Below are 25,003 nucleotides of genomic sequence, written 5' to 3'. Positions count from 1 at the left end.
GCCTACGGCCGCAGTCCCGTAACCATCGCCGCCAGTGGCGGCCCCGTAACCATCGCCGCCAGTGGCGGCCCCGTAACCAATGCCGCCGGTCGCGGCCCCGTAGTCGCCGCCACCTGCCGCCGCACCGTAACCATTGCCAACGGTCGCGGCCCCGTAACCGTCGTTGCCCACGGTCGCGGCTCCATGACCATCGCCGCCGGTCGCGGCTCCGTAACCGCCGTTGCCTACGGCCGCAGTCCCGTAACCATCGCCGCCAGTGGCGGCCCCGTAACCATCGCCGCCAGTGGCGGCCCCGTAACCAATGCCGCCGGTCGCGGCCCCGTAGCCGCCGCCGTTGCCCACGGTCGCGGCTCCATGACCATCGCCGCCGGTCGCGGTCCCGTAACCGCCGTTGCCTACGGCCGCAGTCCCATATCCATCGCCACCAGTGGCGGCCCCGTAACCATTGCCACCGGTCGCAGCTCCGTAGCCATCCGCACCAGTGGCGGCGCCGCTTCCGCCTGCGCCCGGCGTGGTCGCGCCGCTACCCGCCGCGCCGCCGTGTCCGCCGGTGCCGGCCGCGGAGCCGGTCCCGCCGCTGCCCGCCTCGGCACCCGTGCCGTTCGTGCCGCCGGCCGGGGCGTTGTCCACGGATGGGCTGGTGGGCGGGATGACCGTGCCCTGGTCGCTAGGTCGCTCAGGCTGCTGACCGCCCGGCTGCTGACCATCGGGTTGCTGGCCGCCCGGCTGCTGGCCGCCCGGCTGCTGGCCACCGGGCTGCTGGTCGCCGGGTTGGTAGCCGTCGCCTGTGCCTTGGTCGCCCGGCTGGCGGCTGCCGGTGCCCTGGTCGCCGGTGTTGCCGTTGCCTGTGCCTGGGGTGTCGGTGCCCTTGTCGCCGGGTTGCGGGGTTTCGGGGGCGTTCGGGGTGGAGTCGCAGGCGCCGTCCGCGTTCGGCGGGGGCGCGGCGCCGGCGGCGGAGGTGGTGGAGCCGTCCGATGAGGTGGGCTGGGTGCCTGGGCCGCCCGGGTCGACGGAACCGGTGGGGCCGTCCGGGCGGATGTCCTGCGGGGCCCAGTCGCCCTTGCCGTACTCCCCCGCCGGGACCTCGACCCCGGGCATCTCCATCGGCGGGACTTCTCTGGCGTTGTCGTGGATCGTCTTGAGCGCGTCGAGGTTCGGCGGATTGGCGTCGGCCGACACCACGTCGCTGCCGTCGTTGGCCCAGGTGCCGACGTTCTGGGCCGAGGGCGGATCATCGACGGGCACCTTCGGCATCTCCGCGGGCACGACGTCGTCGATGTTCCTGAGCAGGGCCTCCACCTCTTCGGCGGTGGCCGGATCGACGGGGATCTGGATGACCTTGACGCCGTCGACCTCCACCACCTGAGGCTTGTTCGGGTCGGCTGCCTGGCCCGGCTGATTGCCCGAAGCATCCGTGCCCGCGCCGTTGTCCGCACCGGTCCCTGTCCCAGTCCCGGTCCCGGTGTCTGTCCCGGTCCCGGTGTCTGTCCCCGTCCCGGTGCCGGTGTCTGTCCCCGTCCCCGTGTCCGGGGCGGTTCCGGTGCCGGGGTCCGGACGCAGGCCTGTTCCCGGGTCCGTCCCCGTGCCCCTGTCCGCGCCGCGGTCGTGGCGGCTGTCCAGGTCGTTGTCCTTGGGCTGGTCGGCAGGGGTGTCGCCGGTGGAGGGAGGCTGGGACGGGGTGTCGTCGCAGCGCTTGTCGTCGTTGCCGGTGGGAGCGTCGCCGGTCTTGGGCGGCTCATCCGGCTTCGGCGGATCAGCCGCTTTCGGAGGTTCCGTCGCTTTCGGGGGTTCCGTCGCTTTCGGAGGCTCGGTCTCCTTTGGAGGTTCCGTCGCCCTCGGGGGCTCGGTCTCCTTGGGGGGTTCCGTCGCTCTCGGGGGCTCGGTCGGCTTCGGGGGTTCCGTCGACTTCGGCGGGTCGCACGACTTCGACGGCTCATCCGCCTTCGGCGCGTCACCCGTCTTCGGCGGGTCGGTCGCCTTTGGCGGGTCGGTCGCCTTCGGTGCGTCACCGGTCTTCGGAGAGTCGCCGGTCTTCGGAGGTTCTGTCGCCTTCGGCGGGTCGGTCGCCTTCGGTGCGTCACCGGTCTTCGGAGAGTCGCCCGTTCCCGGGGTGCCCGTCTTCGGGGTTTCGTCGCCCGACGGGGTGGAGCCGTTGCGCGCGGGCCCGGTGCCGTTCGGCTGTTCGACCTTCTTCTCCAGCACCACGAGCCGCTCGTCGACGTCCTTGACCATGACGTCGACCGCGTCCACGACCCGGGCGGGCTGCTGCAGGTCGCCGGCACTCACCTGGACGCGGCTGAGCACCCGGCGGACGCGGTCGTCGATCGAGCGCACCTGCTGCGCCGCGCTCTTCGCCTCACGCAACAGCCGGCGAACCAGCTCTGGGTCCATGCCGTCGTACTTGCCCATGGGCCAACTCCCGGACGTGTCGCCGCTCCGGGCTTCACCGTAATCACGGCGGAAGCGGCCACGCAGCCGGGATAAGCAGACGGTATACGTCAGTCGTCGGTGGCGACGTACCCGATGATGCCGCGCAGCTTCTCGACCGAGATGGCGCCGCGGCGCAGCATCCTGGGCACGGCGGTGGTGAGGTCGAGAATGGTGGACGGCTGGTTGGCGGTGCTGCTGGGCTTGCCGTCGTCGAGGTAGACCGAGACCGACTCGCCGAGCTGCTCCTCGGCCTCGTCGACGGTGGTCGCGGCGGGCGAGCCCGAGCGGTTGGCGCTGGAGACGGCCATCGGGCCGGTCTCCTTGAGCAGGTCGAGCGCGACCGGGTTGAGCGGCATGCGGACGGCCACCGTGCCCTTGGTCTCACCCAGGTCCCAGGACAGGGCCCTGTTGGCCTTGCAGACGAGCGTGAGCGGCCCCGGCCAGAAGGCGTCTATCAGATCCTGCCCGTACGGCCCCAGGTCCTCCACGAGCGCCGTGGCGGCCCGCACGGTGCCCACCAGGACCGGCGGGGGCATCTCGCGGCCGCGGCCCTTGGCGTCGAGCAGGGCGCTGACGGCGGCGTGCACGAAGGCGTCGGCGCCGATGCCGTAGACCGTGTCGGTCGGCAGCACCACCAGCTCGCCGCGGTGCACCGCGTCGGCGGCCTCCTTCAGGCCCTCGGCCCGCTGGTCGAGGTCGGAGCAGTCAAAACGTCGTCCCACGGTCTGGTTGCCTCGCTCCGCCCGGTGGTGAGCGGCGCCGTCGAGGCCTCCTCCTTCCTCTTCTGTCGCCACGCCGCCTTTCTCGTGGTCAGGAGAAGGCCGCGCGCGTGAGCATCCTAGTCTTGGCCCAGCCTCGCCGTGACGAAGCGGTCTCGCCGGGTGAGGTCCTGCCGCAGCCGTACGTCTCGCCAGCCGTTGTCTTCGGGGAAGGTCAGGTAGACCGCTCTGCCCTGCTCGTCGGCGTGTTCGACGGCCACCCAGCCGCCCGGGCGCAGGAGCCGGCGGGCGGTGCGCTCGACCGCGCGGACCTCGCCGAGCCCGTCGTCGCCCGAGCCGTACAGCGCCCTGGACGGGTCGTAGTCGCGCACCTCGGGATCGCGCGGGATCGCGCCGGGCGGGATGTACGGCGGGTTGGAGATGACCAGGTCGACCTTGCCGTTCAGCTCGGGCAGAGCCTCGGCGAGGTCTTCCGGATGCAGGTGGGTGCGGCCCTGGCCGTGCTCGGAGATGTTGCGCTTGGCCCAGCTGTACGCCGCGGGGTCGACCTCCACGGCGTGCACCTCGGCCAGCGCGACCTCCTGGGCGATCGACAGCGCGATCGCGCCCGAGCCGGTGCCGAGGTCGACGACGAGCGGCGCGGTGACGTCCATGGCGCGCAGGGTGTCGATGGCCCAGCCGGTCATGACCTCGGTCTCCGGCCGCGGCACGAACACCCCGGGCCCGACCTTGAGCTCCAGGTAGCGGAAGTAGGCGTGGCCGGTGATGTGCTGCAGCGGCTCGCGGGCCTCGCGTCTGGAGACGCCTTCCCAGAACAGCGCGTCGAAGTCGGCGTCCTTGACCGTGTGGAGCTCGCTTCTGCGCACGCCGTGGACGAACGCCGCGATCTCCTCAGCGTCGGTGCGCGGTGAGGGAACACCTGCCTCGGCCAGCCGGGCGGTGGCGAGGGCGATCTCGTCCAGCAGAAATGTCATGAGTGTTGTGCGAGCTTCTCCGCCATTTCGGCGTCGATGAGGGCTTGGGTGACGGCGTTGAGCTCACCGTCGAGAACCTGGTCGAGGTTATACGCCTTGAAGCCGACGCGGTGGTCGGAGATCCGGTTTTCCGGGAAATTGTACGTCCGGATCCGCTCGGAGCGGTCAACCGTGCGGACCTGCGACTTGCGTTCGGCCTGGGCCGCGGCGTCGGCCTGCTCCTGGGCCATGACCAGCAGACGGGCGCGCAGGATGCGCAGCGCCGACTCCTTGTTCTGCAGCTGGCTCTTCTCGTTCTGGCACGACACCACGGTGCCGGTGGGCAGGTGCGTGATGCGCACGGCCGAGTCGGTCGTGTTGACGCTCTGGCCGCCGGGGCCGCTGGAGCGGTAGACGTCGATGCGCAGCTCGTTCGGGTCGATCTGGACGTCGACCTCTTCGGCCTCGGGGTAGACGAGGACACCCGCGGCGCTGGTGTGGATGCGGCCCTGCGACTCGGTGACGGGCACGCGCTGCACGCGGTGCACGCCGCCCTCGTATTTCAGCCTGGACCAGACGCCTTCGTCGCCCTTGGCCTTGATGCCGACCGTGACGTCCTTGTAGCCGCCGAGGTCGGAGGGCTGGGTGTCGATGATCTCGGTCTTCCAGCCGAGGCGCTCGGCGTACCTGAGATACATGCGCAGCAGGTCGCCGGCGAACAGCGCGGACTCCTCACCGCCCTCGCCCGCCTTGATCTCCATGATGATGTCCTTGTCATCGTTGGGATCGCGCGGGATGAGCAGGTGCTTGAGCTTCTCCTCCAGCTGGGGGATGCGCTCTTCGAGCTCGGCCGCCTCGGCCGCGAACGTTTCGTCCTCGCCCGCCAGTTCCTTGGCCGCGGCCAGGTCTTCGCGGGTGGACTCCATTTCGCGCCAGGTGTTGATGATGGGCGTGAGCTGGGAGTAACGCCTGCCGAGTGTGCGGGCCTTGGCCTGGTCTGCGTGCACGGCGGGATCGGCGAGCTGCGACTCCAGCTCGGAATACTCCTTGAGCAACTCGTCGAGGTTCACCGTGGGTCCTTCGTCTGAATGTTACGGGCCGTTTCACCAACAACGCCGACCCGGCGCACGCGCGTGCGTCCGGGCCGGCGTCGGATGAGCTACTTGCCCGTGGCCTTCTTGGCGTACCGCTTCTCGAAGCGCGCCACCCGGCCGCCCGTGTCGAGGATCTTCTGCTTGCCCGTGTAGAACGGGTGGCAGGCCGAGCACACGTCGGCGTGGATGACGCCGTTCTTGGCGGTGCTACGGGTGGTGAACGTGTTACCGCAGGAGCAGGACACCTGGGTCACGTGGTAGTCGGGGTGGATGTCGCGCTTCATCGCTGTCCTTTCGGGGCGCGGCCGCCGGGTCGCCTCCGCCCGAAGGTGGGACGGGAGCCGGAACCGCAAAATGGTCAGCTACCAGTGTGCCAGATAGTTCAACCAGCCCAGGCCACGGGTCATTCCCCCGATCTTCATGACGCGGACACACCAGTCACACTAGGCTCCCTGCCACAATCCGTAACTTTTCCCACATTTGGGACACAAGTCAAAGGACAACCGATCACATGAAGAGAAGGGTGCGGTTGCTGGTAGCGACCGCCACGGGGGCCGCCGTTCTTTTCGGTGGCGCCGGCATCGCCGCGACCAGCGCACTCGCCGCGCAACACGCGGTGCTCGCCGCGGACGACTTCACCGGTGACGCCACCGCCGCCAACGCCTTCATCCCGCTGGAGACGGACGTCGAGGCGACGGTCACGCTCAAGCTCAAGAACCCGGCGACGGTGAGCTCCGTCACGGGCGGCATCACGCCGTCCGGCAAGTCGGAGAAGCCGGTCGCGTTCGACTTCAAGCCGCCGCAGGTCCCGGCCCCGTCGGGCTCCGCCTCGCCGACGCCGTCCCCGGCGGCCGACGTCACCATCACCGGCAAGTGGACGATCGGCAAGGACGACCCCGCCGGCGACTGGAAGCTCGTCGTCAACGTCACCCGTGACGGCGCGTCGAAGGCCAACGAGTTCGTCGTCAAGGTGGCCGGCAAGCAGGGCATCTCCAGCGCCTACGTCACCCCCAACCCGGTGCAGCTCGTCAAGGGCCAGGACACCAAGGTCACCGTCACGGCCTCGGTGAAGGACGCGGGCACGGTCTCGGCCAAGCTGGTCAGCGACAGCACCAACGAGTACTACGACCTCGGCGACCTGGCCAAGGAGTCCGACGGCTACTACCGGGGCGTCACGTACTTCAGCGACGACACCACGCCGGGCACCTGGAGCATCGAGATCTACGCCTCGCGGGGCGGGCAGCAGCTCAAGGCCGTCGGCTCGTCCTTCACGGTCGAGGCGCCCGCGGGCGGCGCGACCAAGAAGGCCAAGTCCAGGGTCACGCTCACCGCGCCGAACAAGGTCAAGCTGGGCAAGACCCTCAAGATCTACGGCAAGGTCTACCGGGGCACCAAGGCCTACAGCGGCAAGATCATCGAGGTGTACTTCAAGACCAAGGGCACCAAGAAGTACAAGTTCCTGGGCTTCGTGAAGGCCACCTCGACCGGCAAGTTCAGCAAGACGTACAAGGCCAAGAAGGACGGCTACTTCCAGGTGAAGGTGCCGGGCACGAGCAAGACCCGCTCCTCGCTGTCGCGCCAGGAGTTCGTGGACGTCCGCTGACCGGCTAGTGCGGCCCGCACCCCAAACCCCGGGTGCAGGCCGTACTAACGGCCACGGCACACGTACGTGAGGGCACCCAGCAGTCGAGACACGCGAGGGTGCCCACCGCCCGAGACACGTGCGGCGGTCGTAGGCGTGAGACCCTGACAAGCAGGTCAGGCCGCTTACGACCGCAGGCGCGAGAGCACGGAACAGCCGAACCGCAGGCGCGAAAGCGCGCCGAACAACCGAACCGCAGGTGCGGAAGCGCCGGGCAAGCGAGCCGCGGACGCCAGAGCGTCGAGCAGCCGAACCGCAGGCGCGAAAGCTCCGAGCAACCGAACCGCAGGCGTGTGAGAGCGCCGAACAGCCGAGCCGCGGCGGGAGAGCGGTCAGCGGCCCAGGTAGGTGAGGACGGCGAGGACTCGTCGATGGTCCTCGGGCGCCGGCCCGAGAGCCAGCTTGGCGAAGATGCCGGAAATGTGTTTCTCCACGGCCCCCTCGGTGACCATCAGGCAGGCCGCGATGGCCGTGTTGGACCGGCCCTCCGCCATCAGGCCGAGAACCTCGCGCTCGCGCGGGGAGAGCGTGTCGAGCGGCGCGCCGCGGCGCCTGCGGCTCAGCAACTGCATGACCACTTCGGGGTCGATGACCGTGCCGCCCGCCGCCACCTGGCGCACCGCCTGCAGGAACTCGGTGACGTCGGCCACCCGCTCCTTGAGCAGATAGCCGACGGCCGGGCCGATCAGGTCGCCGGCGTAGCGTTCCTCGACGTACTGCGAGAGCACCAGGATCGGGAAGCCGGGGCGTTGCCTGCGCACCGCGAGCGCGGCGCGCAGGCCCTCGTCGGTGTGGGTCGGCGGCATCCGCACGTCGACGATCGCCAGGTCGGGGTCGTGTTCCAGGACCGCGCCCAGCAACCCGTCGCCATCGGAGACCGAGGCCACGGTCTCGATGCCGCCATCGGCCAGCAGCCTCGCCAGCCCTTCGCGCAGCAGTACGGAATCCTCGGCGATGACCACGCGCATGGCCACATGACTACCACTCGCAGGGCAGTTCCGCGCGCACGATCGTAGGACCGCCGATCGGACTGTGCAGGACGAGCACGCCGTCGATGGTGGCCGCCCGGTCCGCCAGCCCCGCCAGGCCTCCTCCCGGGGTGACGAGTGCGCCGCCCACGCCGTTGTCCCATACGTCCACGACGACGCGCTTGGCCTCCTTGAACACCGTGACGGACGCCTGCGTGGCGACCGAGTGCTTGGCCATGTTGGCCAGCGACTCGGCCACGATGAAGTACGCGATGCTCTCCACGGCGGCCGGTGGGCGTTCGGTCAGCTCGACGCTGACGTCCACGTGCACGGGCGCCCGCGCGGCCAGCCCGGACAGCGCCGCGTCGAGCCCGCGGTCGGTGAGGATGGCCGGGTGGATGCCCCTGGCTAAATTGCGCAGCTCAGCGATGGCCGCCTTGGTGCCGGCATGAGCCTGAGCGATCAGCTCCCTGGCAGTCTCCGGCTCAGCGTCGAACTTGGCCTGGGCCCGCCCCAGGTCGACCGCCACGGACAGCAGCCGCTGCTGCGCGCCGTCGTGCAGGTCGCGCTCGATCCTGCGCCGCTCGGCCTCGGCCGCGTCGATCCCCCTGGCCCTGCTGGCGCGCAGCCGCTCCTCCTCGCTGCCGGCCAGCAGCACGCGGGCCAGCGTGCCGTGCAGCAGGGCCATCCCGCGCATCACGTACGCGGCCACGACCAGCACCACCCAGCCGAGGCAGAACGCGGCGACGGTGCCCGCCCAATGGTCGATGGTGAACGGATTGTGCTCGCCGGTCGTCTCGTAGATCACCAGGAAGAACGGCGCCCCGATGAGCACGCCGGACATGAACAGCAGCAGGTACGTGGCCGCCGACTCGACCAGCCCCAGCGGCACCAGCATCAGCAGGTAGCCCAGGTCCTTCCAGGTGGCGGGGTCACCGAGCAGCCAGCGCAGGTACGCGGCCACCCCGCGCTCGGTCCTGTTGCGGTACGGGTCGCGGATGGCGACGCCGAACGCGGCCTTGAGCAGCCGCCGCTCCAGCATCGCTCCCATGCGCCACATGAGCACGGTGGCCATGATGAGGGGCAGGCCCACCCAGAAGATCGACAACGCCAGCGACACGGGCACCGCGGCGGCCAGCAGCAGGAACCGGCCGATCCCCAGCCACATGCTGACCAGCAGGTAGGGCACGGCCCGCCAGGTCATGGGGTCGACCAGGACCCCCAGAGGGCCGTTCGGGCCCCAGCGCACGCGGTCTTTCAACGGCATGGAAACCTCTGAACGCATGGTCCAAGCCTGCCGCGCACCGGCCGCGAGGTGAATGGAGCGAGCTTCCCCTCGAAGGTAGGGCTAGCCCCAGTACAGCTCCCCTGCGCCCCCGAAGCGGTCAAACGCCGAAGGCCCCCGACAAGGCCGAAGGGCGGCCGGGGAACCCCGGCCGCCCTTCGGGCTGTACGCGCTGCGCTCAGTCGCGGTCGTTGCTGACCGTCGTCTTCTGCACCTGAAGGAGGAACTCCGCGTTGGACTTCGTCTCCTTCATCTTCTCCAGCAGCAGCTCGAGAGCCTGCTGCATGTCGAGGGCGTGGAGCACGCGGCGGAGCTTCCAGACGATCTGGAGCTCTTCCTTGGCCATGAGGATCTCTTCCTTACGGGTGCCGGACGCGTCGACGTCCACCGCGGGGAAGATGCGCTTGTCGGCCAGGGAGCGGTTGAGCTTGAGCTCCATGTTGCCGGTGCCCTTGAACTCCTCGAAGATGACCTCGTCCATCTTGGACCCGGTCTCGACCAGGGCCGTGGCGAGGATCGTCAGCGAGCCGCCGTTCTCGATGTTGCGGGCGGCGCCGAAGAAGCGCTTGGGCGGGTAGAGCGCCGTGGAGTCGACACCACCCGACAGGATTCGACCGGACGCCGGGGCCGCCAGGTTGTAGGCGCGGCCGAGACGGGTGATCGAGTCGAGCAGGACGACCACGTCGTGGCCCAGCTCCACCAGGCGCTTGGCCCGCTCGATGGCGAGCTCGGCGACCGTGGTGTGGTCTTCGGCAGGACGGTCGAAGGTCGAGTGGATGACCTCGCCCTTGACCGACCGCTGCATGTCGGTGACCTCTTCGGGACGCTCGTCCACGAGCACGACCATCAGGTGGCACTCGGGGTTGTTGCGGGTGATCGCGTTGGCGATCGCCTGCAGCACCATCGTCTTGCCGGCCTTGGGCGGCGAGACGATGAGACCGCGCTGGCCCTTGCCGATCGGGGAGACGAGGTCGATGATCCGCGTGGTGAGGATGTTCGGCTCGGTCTCCAGGCGCAGGCGCTCCTGCGGGTAGAGCGGCGTCAGCTTGTTGAAGTCGGGCCGGTTGCGGGCCTGCTCCGGGTCCATGCCGTTGACGGTGTCGAGGCGGACCAGGGCGTTGAACTTCTCGCGCCGCTCGCCGTCGCGCGGCTGCCGGACGGCGCCGGTGATGACGTCGCCCTTGCGCAGGCCGTTGCGGCGGATCTGGGCGAGCGAGACGTAGACGTCGTTGCTGCCCGGCAGGTAGCCGCTGGTGCGGACGAACGCGTAGTTGTCGAGGATGTCGAGGATGCCGGCGATCGGGATCAGCACGTCGTCGTCGCCGATCACGGGCTCGCTGCTGTCGAAGCGGTCACGGCCGCGGCCGCGGTTGCGCTCCCTGAAGCGGCCACGACGGCCACGCCCGCGCTCGTCGTCGTCGCCGCCACCGCGCTGGTCGTCGCGCTGGCCGCCCCGCTGGTCGTCGCGCTGGCCGCCACGACCGGAGTCGGCGGCGCGCTCGCGCTGGTCGCCACGGCCACCGTCACGGCCACCGTCGCGACCGCCATCGCGGCCACTGTCACGACCACTGTCACGACCGCCGTCACGGCCACCCTCGCGGCCACTGTCACGGCCGCTGTCACGGCCGCCGTCGCGGGCGCTCTCGCGGTTGCCTTCGCCACGGCCGCCCTCGCCGCGGTCGTTGCCACCGCGGTCACCGCGCTCGCGGCGCTCGCCGCGGCTGCGCCGCTCGCGGCGGCTCTCGCCGCGCTCGCCACGCGAATCGCCCTGGTCGGCGACCGGAGCCTGCTGCTCGACGACCGGCTCGGCCGGCGCGGCGACGGGCTCGGGGGCCGCGGCCACCGGCTCGGCGACGGCGGCCGCCTGCGGCGCGGGCTCCTCGGTCTTGCGGGAACGTTCCCTGCGGGTACGGGTGGGCCGCTCCGCCGCAGGCGCCGCTTCCTGCGTGGCAGGGGCCTCGGCTACCGGCGCAGCCCCGCTGTCGCCGGAACCGCCACCCTGCTTCTCCTGGATGGCCGCGATGAGATGGCTCTTCCGCATGCGCCCGGTCCCGCTGATGCCGAGTTCGGCAGCCATTTTCTGCAGCTCGGGCAGCACCTTGGCGGACAGGCCGGTGCCGGAGCGACGCGCACGAGGCTTGGCCGCGGCGCGGGTGGGGGTGTCGCCGGACGCCGGCTGCGCGCCTGATGCGTCGGAGAGGAGTTCGGTGGTGTCGCTCAACTAAAAGGTCCTTCCCAGGGGTCGGGCGCCGGTTTTGTTCTGCCGGGCGTCCCGGAGGTGCTTGCGATCCGGTGGGACAGACCGGATCGGGGTGCACTTTGCGATCTTCGGCTGTCGCTGGAGACGGCCGCCACTCTTGGGGAGGGGCTCGTCCAGGCCGCCACAGGGCCGTGGCGCGTGGCTGACACCCCCCAGATTGCTGTCGCCAACCAGATGTCTTCGAGATGGTTCGAACGCGCAGATCCCCGTCGTCGCCGCCTCACGTTGGGCCAACCGGGTGTGGGCCAACCGGAGGCGACTGATTCCGGGGAGACAGCCGCGCTGCTCACGCCTCGCGACGTGAAGCATGATGCAGCGATGTGTGGCTGACAAGCACGCACCCAACAAGGGGGCATCTGGTGCGGCTATCAGCCTAACATCACCAGCGCACACGGCTATTCCCTGAAGGTCTAAAGAGGCATCAGCGTGTCTCGGGGAACTGAACGTTCGCACCAACCGGGTCGACGTCCATTAGCTGGATGTGCCAGTCATTACCCACTTCTGGCGCGATCAAATCCTGCGTATCCGGTGTCGAAAACGCAAGAACTGTGGGACCCGCTCCCGAAACGACCGCGGGCACGCCCACTGCACGCAGACGTTCTACCAGATTCGCGCTCTCGCGCATGGCAGGCGCGCGGTATGCCTGGTGGAGACGATCTTCGGTGGCGTCGAGCAACAGCTCCCGCTCCGGGGTCCGGATCAGCGCGGCGATCAGCAACGCTGCCCGGCCGGCGTTGAAGGAGGCGTCCTTGTGGGGCACTTCCTTCGGCAGCAGCCCCCTCGCCGTCTCGGTGGCCAGTCGCGTCGCCGGAACGATCGCGACCGGGCGAACACGCTCGTCGGGGACCAGTTTCACCATACGCGGCACACCGGCGTGGTCGGTCCAGGCGATGGTCAGGCCGCCTGCCAGGCACGGCGCGACGTTGTCGGGGTGGCCTTCCATCTCGGTGGCCAGCGCGAACACCTCGTCGTCGGTCATCTCGCCGTCCGCGAGCGCCCGCGCGGCCAGGATGCCCGCGCAGATGGCCGCCGACGACGATCCCAGGCCGCGCGCGTGCGGGATCCTGTTGTGGCAGCGCAGCCGGATCCCGGACGGGTGGGGAACCCCCATGCGGTCGAACGCCCTGCGCATGGCCTTGACGATCAGGTGGCTGTCGCCGAGGTCCAGCTCACCGGCGCCTTCGCCCTCGACGGACACCTCGACGCCCGGCTCGTCGCCGATGCTCACCTCGACGTCGTCGTACAGGGTCAGGGCCAGGCCCAGGGAGTCGAATCCCGGGCCCAGGTTCGCCGACGTGGCAGGCACGCGGATCCGAACAGTCCTCATCAGCTCACTTTTCCTCATCACTCACGTTCTGAGATCGGCAGATCACTCGTGCTCACGATGGCCTCACGATGGCTTCACGACGGCCTCACGGTGACTTCACGACGGCCTCACGATGGCGGATCGGGTCGCCAGGGGCGGTTTTGGGCCCCCATGACGCTGTTCGCCACGAGAGCCATTGCCGTTGTCACATCCGGCCCCAAACTCCAGCCCCCCATTCACACACCTGCCCCGCCTTCGCACACCAGCGCCGCCTCACACAAGTGCCCCCGTCCCGCACTTTCTCCGGGGCGTGGCACACAGGTTGATTTCTTGCGCCCTGCGCGAAATCGGCACACGGGGGGTTCGTTGAGCGGAAAGCCCGTCGAGAGGACGCCCGCGAGAGGGCGTCCGCGTGAAAAGACGCCCGAGCGGGCGTGCGCGTTGGCACGCCACGCGCGGCGGGGCCGGGGGGACGCCCAAGGGGCATGGTCAGGCGAGGTTCAGCGCCGCGGCGGCGGCGTGCACGTCGATGGGGATGACCACCGGCGAAGGCGCGCCGGAAATGGCCCAGTCGGGGTCCTTGAGCCCGTTTCCGGTGACCGTGCAGACGATCCGCTGGCCGGGGTCGACGAGCCCCTGCGCGTGCGCCTGCAGCAGGCCGGCGACGCTCGCCGCCGAGGCCAGCTCGACGAACACGCCCTCCTCCTGCGCCAGCAGCTTGTACGCGGCCGCGATCTGCCGGTCGGTGACCGCCTGGATGACGCCGCCGGAGTCGTCTCTCGCGGCCGTGGCCAGGTCCCAGGAGGCCGGGTTGCCGATGCGGATGGCGGTGGCGATGGTGTGCGGATGCGCCACCGGCCCGCCGTTGACGATCGGCGCCGAGCCGCTGGCCTGGAAGCCGAACATGCGCGGCGACTTGGACGCGATGCCGTCGGCGGCGTATTCCTGGTAGCCCATCCAGTACGCGGAGATGTTGCCCGCGTTGCCCACCGGGATGCAGTGGATGTCGGGGGCGTCGCCGAGTGTGTCGACGATCTCGAAGGCGGCCGTCTTCTGGCCCTGCAGCCGGAACGGGTTGACCGAGTTGACCAGCGCGATCGGGTAGCTGGACGACAGCTTCCTGGTCATCTCCAGGCAGTCGTCGAACGAGCCCTCGACCTGCAGCAGCGTGGCGCCGTGCACCAGCGCCTGGGCCAGCTTGCCCATCGCGATCTTGCCGCGCGGCACGAGCACCGCGCAGGTCAGCCCGGCGCGCACGGCGTAGGCCGCGGCCGAGGCCGAGGTGTTGCCGGTGGAGGCGCAGATGACCGCCTTGGCGCCCTCTTCGACGGCCTTGCTGATGGCCATGGTCATGCCACGGTCCTTGAAGCTGCCCGTCGGGTTCGCGCCCTCCACCTTCAGGTAGACCTCGCACCCGGTCAGCGCGGAGACGCGGTGCGCCGGCACGAGCGGGGTGCCGCCTTCGAGCAGCGTGATGACAGGCGTCTTCGTGGTGACCGGAAGACGCTCTCGGTACTCCTCGATGAGGCCACGCCACGACCTGCTCATGATGACTCCCTACCTGCGGTGTTGGGCACCGAGTGTACGGGGTGCCGGCCCTGGGCGAGGCGGCGCGTCCACTCCCTGGACGCCCGGCCCCCGAACCCGTTGGACAGGGCCGCTATTCAGGAAATTCTCAGCATCTCCCGATAAGGTCGAGGAAGGGGGGTCAAGATCATGGACGCGCGTCCTGCTTTGCCGCAGAACGACTATTCGGCTGTCACACCGCCAGAGCTCGGCGCCTGGTCGCCCACGCTGTCCGTGAGCGTGGTGATCCCCGCACACGGCGGGGAACACCTGGAGCTGACGCTGGCCGCGCTGGCCGCGCAGACGTACCCGGACCACCTCATGGAGGTCCTGGTCGTGGACGACGGCAGCGAGCCGCCGATCCGGCTGCCCGAGATCAGGCCGGTCAACACGCGGGTCGTCCGGGTCGAGACGGGCTGGGGCATCGCGAACGCCGTCAACACCGGCGTCAAGGCGGCCGACGGCGAGATCGTCCAGCGGCTCGACGCCGACATGGTGGCCTGCAGGGAGCACGTCGAGGCGCAGGCCCGCTGGCACCACGCCACCGACTACCTGGTCACGATCGGCATGAAGAAGTTCGTCGCGGCGCCGCCGGTCACCGCGCGGCAGGTCTTCCACGCCGAGCGACTGGACGACGTGTTCGACCTGTCGGCCGCGGTGCCCAGTTCCACCGAGGCCACGATCGAGAAGACCGACGGGCTGCGTAAGAGCCGCAACCCCTATCACGTGTGCACAGGTCCGACCTTTGCCCTGCCGCGCGAGATCTTCCACGCCGTGGGCGGCCTCGATCCGAACGTCCTGCGCGGCGAGGACACCGAGTTCTCCTACCGGCTGGCCATGCACGGCGTGGTGTTCGTGCCCGAGATGCTGGCGCAGGCCGTCCACCTCGGGCTGCCCGCGCAGCACCGCGACAGGGAACGCGCCGTGCGGGCCGTCGAGCCCTACCTGGCGCATCGCATCCCGCTCCGCCGTGACCTGCGTAAAGACCGCGGACGGCGGTGGCTGGTGCCGTACGTGGAGATCGTCCTGGACGTGACCGACACCTCGGAGTCCGTGGTGCGGCAGGCGGTGGCGGCGGCGCTCGACGGCAAGCTGCAGGACGTGGTGGTGACCCTGGTCGGCCCGTGGTCCAGGATGGCCGGCGGGCGGCGTTCGGTGCTCGGCGACCCCTGCTTCGAGCTGCGGCTGATGCGCGAGCTGTTCGGGCACGACGAGCGGATCCGGCTGATCGACGAGGCCGCGCCGACGCCCGCGCCCGCGCCGTTCCGCTACCGGGGTCCGGTGGACGTGCCGCTGCACCGGGCGACGCTGGAGCGGATGATCGAGACCGTGCAGAAGGACCTGACGGGCATCCTGGTCGTGAACCTGCCCGACGGGCGCACGGCCAGGCTGGAGCGCACGTCCGCGCTGGGCCGTGCCGTCCTGCTGGCCGGCCGGGGCGCGGCGGACGACGATCTCGACGGCATCGTGGAGACCACGCACGGCGTGCGGCGCGAGGGGCCAGACCGCTACTGGCCGGCGGCCACGCCGGCCAAGCCCGCGCCGGTCACCATCCCCGCTCCCGAGGTGACCTCGGTGCCGGTGGAGTCGCCGGAGAAGACGCTGCTCAGACGCCTGAAGTCGGCCCTTCGCCCCAACTGACCCCGCCCTTCGCTCGGCGCCACGCACGCGACGCCGCGCCACCCATGCGAGGCCGTCCGGGCGTCACTTGCGCAGCCGTTTGCCCAGCGCGCGCTTCATCGTCGTCGACACCAGCGCGCGCAGGCTCTGCTGGGCCCGGTTGGCGGCGTTGAGCTGGCGGCGGCTCACGCCCAGCTCGCGCCGCAGCTCCACGGCGGTCTTGCGCCAGCGGCTCGACTCGTCCTTCCACCTGGCCACCTGGCCGCGCAGCCGCTCGACCTCCTTGGCCAGCCGGACCGCCTCCGCCTGCGCCTCGGCCCTGGCCCGGTAGGCGGCGCGGCGGCCGGCCGGCGTGGCGGGCGCGCGGGTGAAACCCCACGATTCGCCCTCGACCCACGACACGCCGGACACGCTGTCCACGGCGTCGTCGAGGTCCTCGCCCGCGCCGGCCACGATCGCGGCCCTGGCGAACGCGGACGTCCGCTCCAGCCTGGCCGAGACCACGCCGTCGGCCGACTCGTGGAGCAGCACGTTGACCAGGCCCAGCCCCTCTTCGCGGACCAGGTCGAGCAGCCCGGCCAGGGTGTCCTCGCCGGGGGCCCAGCCGGACGGCAGGCGCAGCACGTACGGCACGGCCGGGTCGATCCCCTCGGCGGTGACCAGGCGCACCCGCCCTTCGTGGGCGTAGTGCCCGTGCACCAGGACCAGCTCCAGGTCCGGGTCACGCAGCGGGGCGCGGCGGTCGCGTTCGAGCGAGTCCCAGGGGCCGACGAGCTGGATCGAGACGTCCGGGATCGTGCTCGCGAGCAGCGCGTCGACGGTGGCGCGCACGTCGTCGTACCCACCGGTCCCGTCGACCACGGCGGTCACGTACGGCACCTTCCACTGGCGGCCCGGATGCCCGCGCAGCCAGCGGTAGGCGGGGATCCTGTCGGCCACGAACGCGTGGCTGACCCGGTCGATGGGCTCCTTGTCGCGCATGCGCATGGTCGGGCCGAGATGGTAGGCGCGGGCCGCGGGCTCGGGGACGAACACCGCGCCGGCCTGGCCCAGCCGGTAGCCCATCTCGGTGTCCTGGCCGAGTATCAGCTCCTCGTCCATCGGCCCCGCGGCCTCGACCAGGCGCGCGGCGACCGAGGTCGCGCCGCCCACGTGCAGGCTGAACGGGCGCTGCGGGTTGTCGGTGAGCCCGTCGGTGCGCTCGACCAGGTCGACGATCCAGGCGTGCGGCTCGGCCGGCTCGAAGGCGCGCTCCAGGTCGTCGGGCAGCTCGGCGGGCACCGGGGCGTCGGTGAAGCGGATGTAGCCGGTCACCACCAGGTACGGCGCGGCGTGGTGCCAGCGCATGTGCGCCTCGATCGCACCCGGGGTGAGCACGACGTCGGAGTCGAGCCAGTGGATGACGTCGCCGCTCGCCTCGGCCAGGCCGGCGTTGCGCGCGGTGGCCCGTCCGGGGCGCGGGCAGCGGATCAGCCTGGTGCGCTCGGGCGCCGTGCCCGGCTCTCCGGGCAGGCGCAGCGGCGGCCGGCTGCCGTTGTCGACGACGATGACCTCGATCAGGTGCACCGGGTACGTCTGCCTGGCCAGCGCGGCCAGCACCAGGTCCAGCTTCTCCTGACCGCCGTAGGCGGGGACGATCACGCTGACGCTGAGCGTGGGTGCCGAAAGGTCGGAGGTCTGGAGTGCCCGGTAGTCGTTGCCCTGCACCCGCGCCAGGGGCGGCCGCGTGCTCATGCCGCCTCCATCAGCAGGCTCGGACGGAAACCGCGCCACTGGTTGGTGGCCACCTTGAGGAAGTGCCCGAGCGGCAGCTGCCAGGTGTGGTCGTCGCTGAGCCCGCGCCGCAGGACGTATCCCAGCCCATGCGTCCGGTAGATCCGGGCGCCCGCGGCGCTCGCCGCCTTGAGAAAGGCCAGGTCCACGGCTCGCGGCACCTCAGCGAATCCCCCTATTTCGTGAAATTTTGCCCGGGGCACCAGGATCGTGCCCCCCGCCACGTGGTCCGACCACACCTCGCTCGGGTACGACGCCCCGCTCGCGAACGTGGTGCGCCTGATCGTGGCCCGCAGCGGTTGCAGGTAGAAGAACTCGGCCGTGGTGCCCACCACGTCGGCCTCGGCGTACGACAGCGCCATGACCAGGTCGGCCAGGTGCTCGGGGCCGTACCAGTCGTCGTCGTCCCATTTGGCCAGGTGGTCGCCCTCGGCCAGGGCCGCCGTCCGGTTCAGCGCCGCGCCGAACGGCACGTCCTCCGCCACCTCGACCCAGCGCACCGGCAGCGCGGCGGACTCGACGGCCTGGCGCACCGCCGAGAACGGCACCCCGTGCAGCCCGAGCAGGACCTCGACGTTCACGTGCCGCTGCCGCGCCATCTGGGCGAGCGCGTCGGCGACCAGGGCCGGGCGTTTGGTGGACATGACGACGCTGATCGAGGGCGTGGCCGCCGGCCTGGACAGCCGGCGCAGGCGCACGCTGTGCTCCTCGCGGCGCAGGTCGGCCAGGGATCGCGCGGTGCCGTCGGCGTGGTGCGCGAGCCAGGCGCGATCGGTGAGCAGCGCGGCGAGCGGCGCGGGCACCCAGGCGGGGGCGGTCGGCGCGGTCAGCGGAACCCCGGCGGCGGCCAGGCGCGTCAAACCGTCGACCACGACGGCGGAGGCCCCGTCGGACGCCTTGGTCGGTGTGCCCGTCCAGTCGATCTCCAGGCCGCGTACCGGTCGCAGCGCCGTGGGATCGGGCGGCCGGCCGTCGGCCAGCCAGCCTTCTTCGCGGTCCCAGTGCAGGCGGGCGAGCCCCTTCTCCGGCGTACGCGCGAAGCCGCAGGGGGTGACGGACATGAAGGGTGCTCCTCGACCGGGTGGGACTCAGTCGGCGCCTACCTTACGCCGGTTTTACTCGCCGCCAGACGCCGGGTTCACTTCCCGCGCAGGTCGGGAGGGGGCGATTGCCAGTTTTCCTCCAGGAACGTATGGCACGGTAGTGGTGGATGTTTATTAAGGTGTCAATAATCCCCTGATGCCCGACATGTCGCGACTATGAAAGGTATGCGCGGATGCTCTCGCCCCGCCGACTGGCAGCGACCGCCGCAACCCTGGGAGTTCTGGCTGCCGCCCTGTTCGTCCTCGTACTCGCTGATCTGATCACCTTGGGCGCGGCCGCGGTCGCGCTGGCGTTCCTCGTCGCGCTGGCGGCGCTGGCGTTCCTGGTGCTGACCGCGCGCCGCATCGACGGCAAGGCGTACCGCATCGAGCTGCGGCTCAAGAAGCACGAAGCCGAGCTGGCCCGCACCACCACGGCCATCAAGGGCCTGGAGACCCGGCTGGACCGGCTGGCCGCGGCCGTGTCCGAGTCGTCTGACCGGCGCGCTGAGGACCTGGCCGCCATCCTGGCGTCGCTGGGCGAGGACCGGGTCAACGCCATGGCGCGGGCCCGCGAGGTGGACGAGCTGCGTGCCGAGGTACGCGCCCTGGCCGGCACGTCGTCGAGAAACCTGGCCGGGGACTCGGTGTGATCCGGGTCCGGCACAACGACTACGGCCCGCTGCGGCCGCCCGAGGCGGGGTCGTGGCAGCCGAGGCTGCGCGTGTCGGTGGTCATCCCGGCGTATGACTGTCAGGACGCGGTCGAGCGCACCGCCGCCGCGCTGGCCGCCCAGACCTACCCGGCCGAGCTGGTCGAGGTGGTCGTGGCCGACGACGGCAGCCCCGTCCCGATCTCGCCGCCCCGGTCGCTGCCCGGCGCCCGCGTGGTGCGCGTGTCCGAGGGCTGGGGCCGCGGGGCCGCGCGGCAGACCGGGCAACTCGCCGCGACCGGCGACGTGATCCACTGGCTGGACGCCGACATGATCCTCGACCCCGGCCACCTGGAAGCGCACATGCGCTGGCACCACCTGATCGACCACGCGGTGGTGATCGGTGACACCAGGTTCGTGGACGCCCCGGGCGAGCCCGGCGTCCAGTCGGAGTACACCAGGAAGACGCTCGAATCGACCAGGATGCTCAAGGACGCCGGGTCCAACGCGTATCTGCTGCACACGGGCGCGTCCAGCTCGGTGCGGACGAGCCTGCTGCGGACGGCGGGCGGCGTCGACCCGTCGCTGAACATGGCCGAGGACACCGAGCTGGGTTACCGGCTGGCGCAGGCCGGGGCGGTGTTCATCCCCGATCCCGAGGCCAGGGGCTACCACGTCGGCCCGTCCACGGTGATGCTGCGGGAGAAGGAGGTGCACCGGCACAACTGGTCGTACCTGGGCGATCTCATCCCGGATCTGCGCTGGCTGCGTAACCATCCGCGCCGGCGCTGGCTGCGGCCGTACGTGCTGGTGAACGTGGCGGCCACGACGTACGAGCAGACGCGCGCCACCGTGGACTCCGCGCTGGCCGGGACGCTCACCGACGCCGCCGTCACCATCGCCGGGCCGTGGGACAAGCTCACCGGCGAACGCCGCGCCAACCTCGACGACCCCTTGCTCGACCTGCGGCTCCTGCACAACCTCTACGCCCACGAGCCCCGGGTCACGTTCGGCGAGCCGCAGCCGGCGCCGTTCGCGCTGCACCTGCCCGCCGGGTGGACGCTGGGCGCCGACACGCTCGCCCACCTCGTCAAGCTGGCCGAGGACGACCGGCTCGGCCTGGTCTGCGTCGCCCTGGAGGAACGCGCGGACGGCATCACGGCCGCCCGGCTGGAGCGCACCGCGGCGTTCGCCAGGGCCGGCTTCTTCCCCGGAGCGCCCGACGACCTGGTGGACGAGATGTTCGGCTCGATCTGGACGAGCGCGGCCGAGTACGGATTCACCACCGCCGAGCAGGCCGAGCCGCTGACCGGAGACCCCGCCAAGTGGCGGGCGCTGGCCGGGCGGCGGCTCAAGGAGATCGAGGAGCTGCGCACGCGGGTGGAACGGCTGACGGCCGAGGTCGAACGGCTGTCCGCGGCCGAGCCCGCCGAGGAGCGCCACGGGCCGCTGAGCTCGCTCATCCGGCACCTGCGGAGCGCCGGATGATCCGCGAACTGCTGGCCGAGCTGCCCGCCGCCCGCGTGTACTACGCCGGCATCGACCCGGTGGACCGGGACTCGGCCGGGTCACCGGCCGAGAAACCCGGCGTGATGAGCGCCGCGGACGGCGACAGAGGCGTGGACCTGGACCGCGACCTGATCGAGCCGCCCGCCGCCGACGAGCGGGCGGACGAGGTGCTGGTGCTCGCCCGCACGCCCGCCGACCTGCGGCGCATCGCCACCCTGCACAAGCTGCTCCCCCAGGCCGGACGAGTGGTCGTCGCCGTGCTGGACACGCCGCCCGCGCATCCGGCGCCGGTGCCCACGCCGACGCCCGCCCACCGCTGGCGCGCGCTCACCGATCTGCGGGTCTACCGGGCCAAGGAGCGCGTCTGGGTGGTGGACGCGCGTTTCTCCGCCCCCACCCCGGCCGGGCGCACGGTGACGGCGACCGCCCGCGCGTTCGCCGGCCACCGGCTGGACGTCATCGCCGCCCCCGCGGCCGCGATCGCCGGGGTCGGCGCGGCCGACTGGCGGCCCGGTGACCCGAACGCGACCCCCGCCGAGATCACCGGCCCGGTCCCCGAGCGCGTCGGCGCGCCCGGCGGCGACGTCGTGCTCCGCACCCTGGACGGGGTCGCGTGGACCGGCGACGACCAGGCCGCGGGCGACTGGGCCGGCGACGAGACCCCCATCGAACGGCCCGCGCCCGAGGCGGCGAGCTGGGCCCGGCTCGGCCGTCCCGGGGGCGCGGAGTCGCCGCTGGCCGACCCCGACGTGCTCGCCGAGCCGTCCATGGTGCCGCCGGTGGACGAGCGGCTGGTCAACCCGCAGGGGTTCGTGACCACGCCGTCGCGCGGCCTGGCCTCGCTGGCCGAGCGGGACGGCCGCTGGTCGGTGATGCTCGACGGCAAGGCGGTGACGACCTTCGCCGAGTCCGGCGGCGTGACCGACGCGGACGTGGCCAGGCTGCGCCAGATCCGCGGCGTCGAGGTGGACTGGCACCACGCGCACAGCGGCCCGCTGGCCGCGGTACGGGTGCTGGCCGGGCTGTCGGCCGCCGGGGTGCCGCTGGTCAGCGACGCGGTGCCCAGATGGGCGGGCGCGCTGGGCCGGGAGCTCGTCGACCTCATCACGCGCGGCCCCGACCTCGCCGACGACCTGCGGCGCGAGGAGCACAGCATCAGGCTGCGCCGCGCCGCCCTGCGCACGCACGGGGTGGCGGCCCGCTGGGAGCAGCTCGGGGCGCCGGCGCCCGCGCCGCCGCTGACGTCCGTGCTGCTGGCGACGCGGCGCACCGACATGGTGCGGTTCGCGCTCGACCAGATCGCCAGGCAGCGCGACGCGCAACTGGAGGTGATCCTGGCCCTGCACGGCGTGCCGCGCCGGCACCCGGACGTGGCGGCCGCGATCGCCGGCTTCGACGGCCAGATCACCGTGTTCGAGGCCGACCACCAGGCCGTGTTCGGCGAGGTGCTCAACGACGCCGCCGCCCGCGCGTCCGGCTCGTTCCTGCTCAAGATGGACGACGACGACTGGTACGGCCCCGACTTCCTGGCTGATCTGCTGCTGGCGCACGCGTACTCGGGCGCGCAGGTGGTCGGCACCGTGCCGGAGTTCGTCTACCTGGCCTCGATCGACGTCACCGTGCACCGCAAGCAGATCACCGAGCAGATCACCAGCTTCGTGGCCGGGGGCACGATCCTGGTCGAGCGCTCGGCGTTCCAGGCGGTGGGCGGGTTCCGTCCGTTGCGGCGTTCGGTCGACACGCAGTTCCAGGAGGCGCTGCAGGCGGCCGGCGGGCAGATCTACCGTACCCACGGGCTGGGTTACATCCTGCGCAGAGGCCCGGCCGCCGACCACACCTGGCAGGAGCCCATCGGGACCTTCCTGCAACGCAACAAGCAGCAGTGGCGCGGCTTCCGGCCGAACGCGCTGATGGAACTCGACGGGATGCGCCGCTCATGAGCCCGACGCCCGACACCGGTTCGATCCCCCGGATCCGTCGTAACGACTTCGGCGTGCTCACCCCGCCCGAGCTGGGCACGTGGGAGCCGGCGCTGACCGTGACGGTGGTCGTCCCGGCTCACGACTGCCAGGACAAGCTGGACCTCACGCTGGCCGCCTTGTCCGCGCAGAGCTACCCGGACGGCCTGCTCGACGTCATCGTCGTCGACGACGGCAGCCCGGCCCCGCTGCACCTGCCCGACCTGGCCCCGGGCAGGACCAAGCTGATCTCCAGCCCGCCGGGCGGCTGGGGGCGGGCGTGGGCCGTCCAGGCCGGCGTGGACGCCGCGAGCGGCGAGATCATCCTGGTGCTGGACGCCGACATGGTCCCGCACCGGCAGCACGTGGAGGCCCAGCTCCGCTGGCACCACCTGGCGCCCTACCTGGTCGTGCTCGGCTGGATCGACTTCACCCCGGCCGACGTCCTGCCCACGCCCGGCCAGGTCGCCTCGGCGGTGCGCGCCGGCGGCGAGTACGACCTGTTCCCGCTGTCACCGCACCGCCACGACTGGGCCGAGAAGATCATCCGCGACCACGACGGCCTGCGCACCGCGCCCAGTTCCCTGGCCAACCGGGTGCACGTGGGCGCCACCGCGTCGTACCCGGCGACGCTGCTGCGCGCGATCGGCGGGCTGGACACGTCGCTGGTGCTGGCCGAGGACACCGAGCTCGGCTACCGGCTCACCCAGGCGGGCGCGGTGTTCGTGCCCGACCCCGACGCGCGTGCCTGGCATCTCGGGCTGCCCACCGCCATGCGCCACTTCGCCGAGCTCAAGCGCTACAACGACCCGTACGTGGCCGACCGGGTGCCCTACCGCCGCTACCTGCGCACCGACGCGGGACGGCAGTGGCTGGTTCCGTACGTGGACGCGGTCGTCCCGTCCGGCTCCTACGAGGACGTCCGGGCCACCGTGGACGCCCTGCTGGCCGGCACGATCCCGGACATCAGGGTCACCGTCACCGCGCCCGCTCCCCCGGCCGGCCGCCGTTCCCCCCTGCACGACCCGGACCTGGACCTGCACCTCATCCACGCCGCCTTCGCCCACGACCCGCGCGTCCACCTGGCCCCGGAGCCGCCGTCAGGGACCACGCCGCCGTTCCGGCTGCTCGTGCCGCCCGGCTGGACCCCTGCCAAGGACACGGTGGAACGCCTGATCGGCCACCTGGAGGAGCTCGACGCCGGAACGCTCTGCGTCGCGCTGGAGGAGACGTCGGACGGCGTCGTGGTCGCCCGCCTCGACCGCACCGCCGCCGTCGCGCGCGCCACGCTGGTCGCCGGCCCCGACGACCACCTGGACGACCTGGTGGACGACCTGTTCGGCCTGGCCTGGCTGGACGGCGGCACCTGGGACATCACTCGCCGCCCGGCCACCTACCCGCCGCGCAAGCCGCCGCCGTCGGAGCTCGTCCAGCTCACGGACAGGCACGAGAAGGAGCTGGCGCTCTACCGCAAGCGCACCGCCGCCCTGCGCGCCGAGATCGCGCAACTGCGGCGGGAGGCCGGCAAGCACGGCAGGGACGCGGCCCGCTGGCGCGAGAAGGCCGAGGCCTGGCGGCGCGAGGCCATCCGCCTGTCCCGCCTGCAGGACCGCACGGTCATCAAGCGCGCGGTGCGACGGGTACGCAAACTCGCCTTCCCGGAGAACTGACCCTCAGCCTCCGGTGTCCTTCGGGTGCCGGCTGTTGGCGTACGCGAGATACCCGATTCGCCGAGGCTTCCCATCGCCAGACGCCCCCGAAGCCGGCGATCGGGGCTCTCCTGAGACTGGGGAGCATCGCGAAGCCGGGTGTCACCCGGAGCTCAGGGCGCCGGCACCTCGCCGTGATCCTCGTCCGGCAACGGACGGGTGAGCTGTTCGGTCAACGATGGATCGGCCAGGATGCGGGCGGTGGCCCGCCATTCCATGGTCACCCGATGCAGCGTGGCGTGGACATCGAGGTCCACCACATCCCTGGTGGCGGCGACGATGTCCGCGACGAACTCCCGCCTCTCCTCTTCCGACAGGTAGCGGACCCAGGAGAACACCAGCGGCAGGGCATGCTCGACCGCGCGGACCCCCTCGTCGTTCATGACGAGTGCCGCGAGGAGACGCGACACGGCCTCACCGGCACCTCCCGGTCCAGCACGGTTCCCATTCCTCGTGCCAGCAACCCGGTGCCGGGGG

At 71.4% G+C, this 25,003-nt stretch carries 18 protein-coding genes and 1 pseudogene; 6 read left to right on the top strand and 13 right to left on the bottom strand.

The annotated features are described in order from the left end of the window. The 5 genes and pseudogenes from HII36_RS38750 to rpmE form a co-directional block, all read right to left on the bottom strand. Window positions 1-2,409: pseudogene (locus HII36_RS38750) on the bottom strand (hypothetical protein); the annotation flags it as partial. A gap of 89 nt (window positions 2,410-2,498) precedes the next feature. Next, a complete protein-coding gene (locus HII36_RS38745; protein ID WP_173528309.1) occupies window positions 2,499-3,152 on the bottom strand; it encodes an L-threonylcarbamoyladenylate synthase in 654 nt (217 codons plus the stop codon). A gap of 116 nt (window positions 3,153-3,268) precedes the next feature. Further along, window positions 3,269-4,123 (bottom strand): peptide chain release factor N(5)-glutamine methyltransferase, encoded by an 855-nt coding sequence (prmC, locus tag HII36_RS38740; RefSeq protein ID WP_173528308.1) that lies wholly within the window; start codon window positions 4,121-4,123, stop codon window positions 3,269-3,271. Then, complete coding sequence (gene prfA / locus HII36_RS38735) at window positions 4,120-5,172, bottom strand: peptide chain release factor 1 (RefSeq protein ID WP_173528307.1); 1,053 nt, start codon at window positions 5,170-5,172, stop codon at window positions 4,120-4,122. Before prfA ends, prmC begins: the two co-directional genes overlap by 4 nt. Window positions 5,173-5,261: 89 nt before the next feature. Then, window positions 5,262-5,480, bottom strand: coding sequence for a 50S ribosomal protein L31 (gene rpmE / locus HII36_RS38730; RefSeq protein WP_173528306.1), 219 nt, complete (start codon window positions 5,478-5,480; stop codon window positions 5,262-5,264). A gap of 227 nt (window positions 5,481-5,707) precedes the next feature. On the opposite strand from rpmE, the gene HII36_RS38725 reads away from it, so the two are divergent. After that, window positions 5,708-6,799 (top strand): hypothetical protein, encoded by a 1,092-nt coding sequence (locus HII36_RS38725; protein ID WP_173528305.1) that lies wholly within the window; start codon window positions 5,708-5,710, stop codon window positions 6,797-6,799. Between the two features lie 371 nt (window positions 6,800-7,170). Here the strand turns inward: HII36_RS38725 and HII36_RS38720 are convergent, their stop codons facing one another. The 5 genes from HII36_RS38720 to thrC form a co-directional block, all read right to left on the bottom strand. After that, window positions 7,171-7,806 (bottom strand): response regulator transcription factor, encoded by a 636-nt coding sequence (locus tag HII36_RS38720; RefSeq protein ID WP_173528304.1) that lies wholly within the window; start codon window positions 7,804-7,806, stop codon window positions 7,171-7,173. Between the two features lie 10 nt (window positions 7,807-7,816). Further along, on the bottom strand, window positions 7,817-9,091 hold the full coding sequence (locus HII36_RS38715; protein ID WP_217370498.1) for a sensor histidine kinase: 1,275 nt from the start codon (window positions 9,089-9,091) through the stop codon (window positions 7,817-7,819). A 178-nt stretch (window positions 9,092-9,269) separates the two neighbouring features. Continuing rightward, window positions 9,270-11,312, bottom strand: a complete 2,043-nt coding sequence (gene rho, locus HII36_RS38710; RefSeq protein ID WP_173528303.1) for a transcription termination factor Rho — start codon at window positions 11,310-11,312, stop codon at window positions 9,270-9,272. A gap of 460 nt (window positions 11,313-11,772) precedes the next feature. Continuing rightward, a complete protein-coding gene (thrB, locus tag HII36_RS38705) occupies window positions 11,773-12,678 on the bottom strand; it encodes a homoserine kinase (protein WP_173528302.1) in 906 nt (301 codons plus the stop codon). Window positions 12,679-13,146: 468 nt separating this feature from the next. Beyond that, on the bottom strand, window positions 13,147-14,205 hold the full coding sequence (gene thrC, locus HII36_RS38700) for a threonine synthase (RefSeq protein WP_173528301.1): 1,059 nt from the start codon (window positions 14,203-14,205) through the stop codon (window positions 13,147-13,149). Window positions 14,206-14,373: 168 nt separating this feature from the next. Here thrC and HII36_RS38695 point away from each other — a divergent pair, with 168 nt between their 5' ends. Beyond that, complete coding sequence (locus HII36_RS38695; protein ID WP_173528300.1) at window positions 14,374-15,864, top strand: glycosyltransferase; 1,491 nt, start codon at window positions 14,374-14,376, stop codon at window positions 15,862-15,864. 63 nt (window positions 15,865-15,927) lie between these two features. On the opposite strand, the gene HII36_RS38690 is transcribed toward HII36_RS38695, so the two are convergent. Further along, window positions 15,928-17,577, bottom strand: a complete 1,650-nt coding sequence (locus HII36_RS38690; RefSeq protein ID WP_173528299.1) for a glycosyltransferase family 2 protein — start codon at window positions 17,575-17,577, stop codon at window positions 15,928-15,930. Beyond that, complete coding sequence (locus HII36_RS38685; RefSeq protein ID WP_173528298.1) at window positions 17,574-18,677, bottom strand: glycosyltransferase family 2 protein; 1,104 nt, start codon at window positions 18,675-18,677, stop codon at window positions 17,574-17,576. The genes HII36_RS38690 and HII36_RS38685 overlap by 4 nt, the downstream gene beginning before the upstream one ends. Window positions 18,678-18,892: 215 nt before the next feature. On the opposite strand from HII36_RS38685, the gene HII36_RS38680 reads away from it, so the two are divergent. Genes HII36_RS38680 through HII36_RS38665 form a run of 4 tightly spaced genes read left to right on the top strand, consistent with a single transcriptional unit; the run spans window position 18,893 to window position 24,487 of the window. Continuing rightward, a complete protein-coding gene (locus tag HII36_RS38680) occupies window positions 18,893-19,351 on the top strand; it encodes a hypothetical protein (RefSeq protein ID WP_173528297.1) in 459 nt (152 codons plus the stop codon). Beyond that, window positions 19,348-20,838, top strand: a complete 1,491-nt coding sequence (locus tag HII36_RS38675) for a glycosyltransferase (RefSeq protein WP_173528296.1) — start codon at window positions 19,348-19,350, stop codon at window positions 20,836-20,838. The genes HII36_RS38680 and HII36_RS38675 overlap by 4 nt, the downstream gene beginning before the upstream one ends. Next, window positions 20,835-22,799 (top strand): glycosyltransferase, encoded by a 1,965-nt coding sequence (locus HII36_RS38670; protein ID WP_173528295.1) that lies wholly within the window; start codon window positions 20,835-20,837, stop codon window positions 22,797-22,799. Before HII36_RS38675 ends, HII36_RS38670 begins: the two co-directional genes overlap by 4 nt. Beyond that, on the top strand, window positions 22,796-24,487 hold the full coding sequence (locus HII36_RS38665; protein ID WP_173528294.1) for a glycosyltransferase: 1,692 nt from the start codon (window positions 22,796-22,798) through the stop codon (window positions 24,485-24,487). Before HII36_RS38670 ends, HII36_RS38665 begins: the two co-directional genes overlap by 4 nt. Before the next feature lie 152 nt (window positions 24,488-24,639). On the opposite strand, the gene HII36_RS38660 is transcribed toward HII36_RS38665, so the two are convergent. Beyond that, window positions 24,640-25,003 (bottom strand): hypothetical protein (locus tag HII36_RS38660; protein ID WP_407940849.1); only part of this gene is annotated, 364 nt, incomplete at its 5' end.

Origin of the sequence: Nonomuraea antri (assembly GCF_013283785.1) — a bacterium.
GTDB classification, from domain to species: Bacteria; Actinomycetota; Actinomycetes; order Streptosporangiales; family Streptosporangiaceae; genus Nonomuraea; species Nonomuraea antri.
Note: the sequence above shows the minus strand (reverse complement) of the source record. Positions and strands in the feature narration are given on the sequence as shown.

Bases quoted from the DNA above. Each gene is read 5' to 3' on its own strand.
- HII36_RS38690 (WP_173528299.1), bottom strand. From the start codon at position 17,577: ATGAGCACGCGGCCGCCCCTGGCGCGGGTGCAGGGCAACGACTACCGG.
- HII36_RS38685 (WP_173528298.1), bottom strand. From the start codon at position 18,677: ATGTCCGTCACCCCCTGCGGCTTCGCGCGTACGCCGGAGAAGGGGCTC.
- thrB (WP_173528302.1), bottom strand. From the start codon at position 12,678: ATGAGGACTGTTCGGATCCGCGTGCCTGCCACGTCGGCGAACCTGGGC.
- thrC (WP_173528301.1), bottom strand. From the start codon at position 14,205: ATGAGCAGGTCGTGGCGTGGCCTCATCGAGGAGTACCGAGAGCGTCTT.
- prmC (WP_173528308.1), bottom strand. From the start codon at position 4,123: ATGACATTTCTGCTGGACGAGATCGCCCTCGCCACCGCCCGGCTGGCC.
- HII36_RS38725 (WP_173528305.1), top strand. From the start codon at position 5,708: ATGAAGAGAAGGGTGCGGTTGCTGGTAGCGACCGCCACGGGGGCCGCC.
- HII36_RS38715 (WP_217370498.1), bottom strand. From the start codon at position 9,091: ATGCGTTCAGAGGTTTCCATGCCGTTGAAAGACCGCGTGCGCTGGGGC.
- HII36_RS38670 (WP_173528295.1), top strand. From the start codon at position 20,835: ATGATCCGCGAACTGCTGGCCGAGCTGCCCGCCGCCCGCGTGTACTAC.
- HII36_RS38680 (WP_173528297.1), top strand. From the start codon at position 18,893: ATGCTCTCGCCCCGCCGACTGGCAGCGACCGCCGCAACCCTGGGAGTT.
- rpmE (WP_173528306.1), bottom strand. From the start codon at position 5,480: ATGAAGCGCGACATCCACCCCGACTACCACGTGACCCAGGTGTCCTGC.
- HII36_RS38695 (WP_173528300.1), top strand. From the start codon at position 14,374: ATGGACGCGCGTCCTGCTTTGCCGCAGAACGACTATTCGGCTGTCACA.
- HII36_RS38720 (WP_173528304.1), bottom strand. From the start codon at position 7,806: ATGCGCGTGGTCATCGCCGAGGATTCCGTACTGCTGCGCGAAGGGCTG.
- HII36_RS38665 (WP_173528294.1), top strand. From the start codon at position 22,796: ATGAGCCCGACGCCCGACACCGGTTCGATCCCCCGGATCCGTCGTAAC.